This window comes from Salinibaculum salinum, from assembly GCF_037645885.1.
Lineage (GTDB): Archaea > Halobacteriota > Halobacteria > Halobacteriales > Haloarculaceae > Salinibaculum > Salinibaculum salinum.
In genome coordinates this window covers 1-6244 of record NZ_JBBENW010000038.1, presented here as the reverse complement: position 1 = coordinate 6244, position 6244 = coordinate 1, and the positions used below count along the sequence as shown (strand labels likewise).

General features: G+C 59.9%; 5 protein-coding genes and 1 pseudogene. 2 read left to right on the top strand and 4 right to left on the bottom strand.

What is annotated here, in order from left to right; translation table 11 throughout:
- Together WDJ60_RS18605 and uvrA are read left to right on the top strand one after the other, a co-directional pair.
- Positions 1 to 126: pseudogene (locus tag WDJ60_RS18605) on the top strand (IS701 family transposase); the annotation flags it as partial.
- Between the two features lie 344 nt (positions 127 to 470).
- Complete coding sequence (uvrA, locus tag WDJ60_RS18600) at positions 471 to 3488, top strand: excinuclease ABC subunit UvrA (RefSeq protein ID WP_340102272.1); 3018 nt, start codon at positions 471 to 473, stop codon at positions 3486 to 3488.
- Positions 3489 to 3494: 6 nt separating this feature from the next.
- Here uvrA and WDJ60_RS18595 read toward each other — a convergent pair whose 3' ends face one another.
- The 4 genes from WDJ60_RS18595 to WDJ60_RS18580 form a co-directional block, all read right to left on the bottom strand.
- Positions 3495 to 4004, bottom strand: coding sequence for a hypothetical protein (locus WDJ60_RS18595; RefSeq protein ID WP_340102270.1), 510 nt, complete (start codon positions 4002 to 4004; stop codon positions 3495 to 3497).
- Positions 4005 to 4043: 39 nt separating this feature from the next.
- Positions 4044 to 4427, bottom strand: a complete 384-nt coding sequence (locus WDJ60_RS18590; protein ID WP_340102268.1) for a hypothetical protein — start codon at positions 4425 to 4427, stop codon at positions 4044 to 4046.
- A 225-nt stretch (positions 4428 to 4652) separates the two neighbouring features.
- Positions 4653 to 5207 carry a hypothetical protein gene (locus WDJ60_RS18585; protein WP_417750481.1) on the bottom strand — a complete coding sequence of 185 codons (555 nt, stop codon included), beginning with the start codon at positions 5205 to 5207 and terminating at the stop codon, positions 4653 to 4655.
- A gap of 276 nt (positions 5208 to 5483) precedes the next feature.
- Positions 5484 to 5930, bottom strand: coding sequence for a winged helix-turn-helix transcriptional regulator (locus WDJ60_RS18580; RefSeq protein WP_340102263.1), 447 nt, complete (start codon positions 5928 to 5930; stop codon positions 5484 to 5486).
- Positions 5931 to 6244: the final 314 nt, after the last annotated feature.

The following is a 6244-nucleotide window of genomic DNA, read 5'->3' as shown; positions in this document are numbered from 1 at the left end:
AAAGAAGCCGTGTACAACCTTCTCTCGTGGGTTCGAGACAACGATGATCGTGGCGTCGATGACCTTATGCAAGAGATCGACCATCTTTTCGTTCACTCAACAGCCGACACTAACGTTCAAAGCTGAGTCCCTAGGTTCAATCCCGTATTGTGGCCGTATGTGACACCGATATTTGAGATTGTTTCAACAGCTATATTAGACACATCATAGATATTTACATGCCGCTTTATTGCGGCACCTGGGAGTGTTTCTAGAATTTGCAGGAGAACACCCACCCGTTCAAGATGTGCGCTGAAATGGAGAGTACGCCTTTCCCGCATCATCTGGAGCGTAGATTGACCCCGAGCGACGTAGGGTGGGGTAGTCCACTCTGAAAGTGATTTGATTAAGTGTCTGCGGTGCTTGATGCTGTCAACGATGAGTACGCAGCGTTCTCCAAGTTATGTTCATGATATGGTGGGCGACAAATCATGAGTCGCGACTATATCGAGGTACGCGGGGCCGAGGAACACAACCTCAAAGACGTGGACGTCACCGTCCCCCGCGAGGAGTTGACGGTCGTGACGGGCCTCTCGGGGTCGGGTAAATCGTCGCTCGCCTTCGAGACGATTTACGCCGAGGGACAGCGCCGCTACATCGAGTCGCTGTCCGCGTACGCCCGGAACTTCCTCGGGCAGATGGACAAACCTCAGGTCGAGAACGTCGAGGGACTCTCACCTGCGATCTCTATCGACCAGAAAAACGCCGCGAACAACCCCCGGTCGACGGTCGGGACCGTCACGGAACTCCACGACTACCTCCGCCTGCTCTACGCTCGCGTCGGCACGCCACACTGTCCCGAGTGTGGCCGCGAAGTCGGCGAGCAGTCCGCCCAGCAGATGGTCCGTCGTCTGCTGGACGCACCGGATGGAACCCGTGCGAAGATCTGTGCGCCGGTCGTCCGCGACCAGAAGGGCGCCTTCGAGGACCGCTTCGACGAACTCGTCAGCGAGGGGTACACCCGCGTCGAAGTCGACGGCGAGAGCTACGATCTGACTGTTGACCGCCCTGACCTAGATGAGAACTACGACCACACCATCGACGTGGTAGTCGACCGCGTCAAACTCAGCGACGACGCCCGCTCTCGCCTCACCGACTCCGTCGAGACGGCACTCGAGGAGGCAGACGGCGTGCTGAAAGTCGTCTTCCCAGACCCGCCAGCGGACCTGGCAGTCGGCGGGTCGACAGCCCGGTCGACGGGCGACCTGGCCGACGACGAAATCGAGGACCGTCTGGTCGTCGAGTTCTCTGAAGACCTCGCCTGCAACCACTGCGGTATCGATATCTCTGAAATCGAGACGCGCTCGTTTTCCTTTAACAGCCCCCACGGTGCCTGCCCCGAGTGTGAGGGGATCGGCTCGACGAAGGAAGTCGACGAGGACCTCGTCATCGAGGACCCCTCGAAACCCCTCAAACACGTTTTCGAGCCGTGGAGCTACAACCGCACCTACTACTCGCGACAACTGGAGAACGTCGCCGACCACTTTGGCGTCTCGCTCGACACCCCCTTCGAGGAGCTAGACGAGTCCATCCAGCGGCAGTTCCTCTACGGCACCGACCAGGTGGTCCACTTCGAGTGGACGACGAAGAACGGCACCCGCGAGAAGACAGAGCGCTTCGAGGGCGTCATCAACAACCTGGAGCGTCGCCACGTCGAAACCGACAGCGACCGCGCACGCGACCACATCGAGGAGTACATGGCCGTCACCACGTGTCCAGCGTGTGAGGGCACCCGACTCAAAGCCGAATCGCGTGCAGTGCTGGTAGAGGGGGGTTCCGCGAGCGAGACGAGCGGAACGTCGTCGGAGGTTTCCTCCGACGGAACGTCTATTACTGAGGTCAACCGGATGTCCATCGGCGACGCGCTGGCACACTTCGAGGGGATGGAAGAGCACCTCGACGCGCGCCAGACGAAGATTGCCGAGGAGATTCTCAAGGAGATCCGCGCCCGCCTCGGCTTCATGTGCGAGGTCGGCCTGGAATATCTCACGCTGGACCGCGAGGCGTCGACCCTCTCGGGTGGTGAGAGCCAGCGGATTCGGCTGGCCACCCAGATCGGCTCCGGACTGGTGGGCGTCCTCTACGTGCTTGACGAACCCTCCATTGGCCTCCACCAGCGCGACAACGACCGCCTGCTGAACACTTTGGCGGAACTCCGAGACATCGGGAACACGCTCATTGTCGTCGAACACGACACCGAGACGATGCGCCGGGCGGACAACATCATCGACATGGGTCCCGGTCCCGGTAAACGCGGCGGCGAAGTCGTTGTCAACGGGGACTTCGACGACGTCATCGCAAGCGACGAGAGCGTCACCGGCGACTACCTCTCCGGCGAAAAGGCGATTCCGGTGCCGGAAACCCGTCGCGACCGCGACGGAGAGATAACGATTCGCGGTGCCCGTCAGCACAATCTCGCTGACCTCGACGTCGACATTCCGGTGGGGAACTTCACCGCTATCACCGGCGTCTCCGGCTCGGGGAAGTCCACGCTGATGCACGACGTGCTCTACAAAGGACTCGCCCGCGAGATGAACGACAACACCAGCGTCGACCCCGGCGAGCACGACGCTATCGAGGGACTCGACGCAATCGAGACGGTACGACTCATCGACCAGTCGCCCATCGGTCGCACCCCGCGCTCGAACCCCGCGACGTACACGAACGTCTTCGACTACGTCCGTGAACTGTTCGCCCAGACGGACCTCGCGAACCAGCGCGGCTACGAGAAGGGTCGCTTCTCCTTCAACGTCAAGGGCGGCCGCTGTGAGGAGTGTGGTGGGCAGGGCACAGTAAAGATCGAGATGAACTTCCTCTCGGACGTGTACGTCCCCTGCGAGGAGTGCGGTGGGGACCGCTACAACGACGAGACGCTTGACGTGACGTACAAGGGCAAGACCATCGCGGACGTGCTCCAGATGAGCGTCGACGAGGCCCACGACTTCTTCGAGAGTCACAGCCAGCTCCGCCGTCGGCTGAAACTCCTGAAAGACGTGGGGCTGGGCTACATGCGACTCGGCCAGCCATCGACGACGTTATCTGGAGGTGAGGCCCAGCGCGTGAAACTCGCGGAGGAACTGGGCAAGAAAGACAGCGGCGAGACGCTGTATCTGCTGGACGAACCCACGACTGGACTCCACCCCGAGGACGAGCGGAAACTCATCGACGTGCTCCACCGGCTGACCGACGAGGGGAACACGGTCGTCGTCATCGAGCACGAACTCGACCTCGTGAAAAACGCCGACCATATCGTCGACCTGGGGCCGGAGGGTGGCGAGAACGGCGGCGAAGTCGTCGCCGCTGGCACGCCAGAAGCAGTGGCCCGGACCGAGGACTCCTACACCGGCCAGTATCTGCGAGACCTGCTTCCCGACGTGGACCTGGAGGGGCCGCGCGCGGATCGCGACCTCGCTGTCGGCGAACAGGCGACGGGTGCCGGCGACGACTGACTGTTTTTATATCGTCACCGCGCCGCCCGCCAGCGTCATCGTCCACACGAACGTCAGGATACCGGTCGCCCACACCGACAGTGTCGCCGTTCGGACGGGATAGGCGACCAGATAACCGACGGGTCGAACTGTCGCCGGCAGTGACGCCGCCGTCTGGAGCAGCGTCTCGGTATCTGTCGCACTGGGGAGTGCTGTAAAGCCGAAACAGAAGCCAAGCCACAGAAAGAGCAATCGCGAGCCCGAGTCGAGCCCACTTGCGAGCGCGAACGCCACGAACGCGAGCAGGGAGTTGGCGAGAAACGGTGCGACGGCGATACTCAGGTCGGCACCGAAACTGTCGACCGACTCGTGTTCGAGGAGGGCGCTGTCGTCGAACGGGTGGAGGGCTGGCCGGGTGTACACCGCGACATTACTGAGTTTGCAGGCGGCGTAGTGTGCGTACTCGTGGGTGAGGATGCCGGGACCGACGGCGACGGTAACGAGGAGGTTACTCAGCCGCGAGAGCGAGGTCAGCACACCCGTCTCTAGGGCTGGTCTGGTAATAGTATCGTCGCGTCAGGACGATTCGAGTCGCTGAACGAGTCGGGCACGACCGGCGTCGACGACACCGGCGACGATGAACCCGGCGATGAAGCCGGCGATGAGACTGCTCTGGCGCGCTGGGTCACTCACCAGCTCGGCGACGGCGACGACGTACAGAAAGCCGACAAGCATCGTCGCCCGCTCGCCGGGGAGTTTCGACTGCAGGCCGGCCAACCGCGCGTCGTACATCACCGTCCAGTAGACGGCACCGACGACCGCGCCGATGGCGAGCCAGTCGGTCGAGAACGCCGGACCGAGCAAGAGGACGACGAGGCCACCAAAAAGGGTCAGCGCGACGACTTCGAGGGTGAACTTCGAGTTGCTCAGCCCGTCCCGGCCCGCCGTCTGATCGTTCATCTCACATGTGGGGTCTGGATAGCACGATATAATCGGTTCGTTTTCTGCACAGAAGGGGTCTCAGAGCAACCCATCGTTTTGATTCGGTACCCTCCTGTGGTCGAGAGAAACAGCGTGCTGAATAGGTGGTGCGTCTCTCGCAAAAACGGACCCAGATAGCCAACGGACTGCAGTCTACAAATGAGTCGCGTATCCGAGCCTGTTCACTACCGCAGGATCAGTCTTCTATTCGGGTCGCCACCGGCCACCGATTTCGTCGCGAGGATAGTCACGATACGCCCCATCCAGAAAAGTGGTGACGCGACCGTCCTCTTCGCTCAGTGTGATCGCCCAGATGACGTCCTCACGGAGGGAGGTTTCCAGTGCACTCAGGTGTTTGGTTCCCATCCAGTCGGCGGGATTGAGTTCGTTGATGCCTGACATACCATCCCGCGGTGGATTACGGACACGCACCATCTGCTGTTGAATCGTCCCGTCCGCAGTTATCATAATCGCCCCGTCCTGCGTCATCGCCACGTCTCCGGCGACTTCTGTGAACGTATCTAATGATTCGGTGACAATTTTACATCGGCTGATCGGCCACTTGTTTGCTCCGAGTGGGTCAGTGTATCCGTTGAAACTCATCTCGGCTACGATCAAAAAGTAGAGGCTGGGGCCGGCGACGTGCTGTTCGTCCCACCGATCGAACTGCAGACTCAATGACTCGGCAGCGTACCTGATCTGATCCATGAGCGCTTGGCTCGTTGCGTATCGTTTCTTAACCTGATCGAGTGCGTCCATCTTTTTATTCAAAGTATCTATGGACAGATTAAGCTTGTTCGGAAACCCGCTCACCCAATCCAGTAGGTCACGTCTCGGCGGTCGCGCTACCCGTACTGCCGGCTATACCCTCCTAAAGATTCTCTACACCCCGGTGTGCCGAAATTCTTCAGGGGTGTCTCGCCGTCAGTATCAATGCCGGTGTACCAGTTCTGCTCATACTGTCGGACGTAAGCCTTTCAAGAATTTCGCCACCCCGGGGTGGCGAATATCTTTACGAAGTTACGTCCAACAGTATCAGTCGTCGGCTGTCGCCGGCGTTTCTGCGTTCGTTTCCGTCTCCGTAGCCGCGTCGCCGAAGCGTTCGTCCCACGCAGCCAACTCCTCAAAAACTGAGTCGAGTGCCTGGCCTTTCTCGGTGAGCCGGTAGTAGACAGCGACGTGGTCGCCGGGTTTCGAGCGACGGTGGACACTGTTTTTTTCTTGGAGCGAATCGAGCGCCTGTGAGAGGGTGCGCGAACTCGTCCCTACCGCGCGCTTGAGGTCGTTAAACCGCTGTTCGCCGTCGAGCAGGTTGTAGATGACGAGGGGCCGGTACTGTTCACCGACAGCGTGAACCGAGTTGACGATGGGACATGCTCCGGGATTGTTCCGGACTGCCGCCCGTTTCTCTTCGGTGGACAGACGTGTAGTGTCAACAGACCCGATTATCACTCCCCGGGGGTGGTGTTCCGGATTTGACATCCTCCCCGCGCTGAAGCGCTGTTTCTTACCCATAACTCAGCATCAGCGCATTAATTCAACGTGAATAGATACGAGACAAAGGAATCAATCAGATCTCGGTCATTATCTAGCGAAAACCAAAGTGATCTCGGTGAGGTTGTTTGACAAAATTGAGAGAACTGGTGACTACCGCCGCTTTCCGCTGAATGAGCCGCGAGAGCGCGCTCATTCAGCACCGATTTCGTATCCTTCAGCCCACATGCGTAGCTTCTGAAGCCCTTTCCACATCGCCTGCCATCCTGGTGGCGGATCTGATCCTCGGTCAAGATATCCGC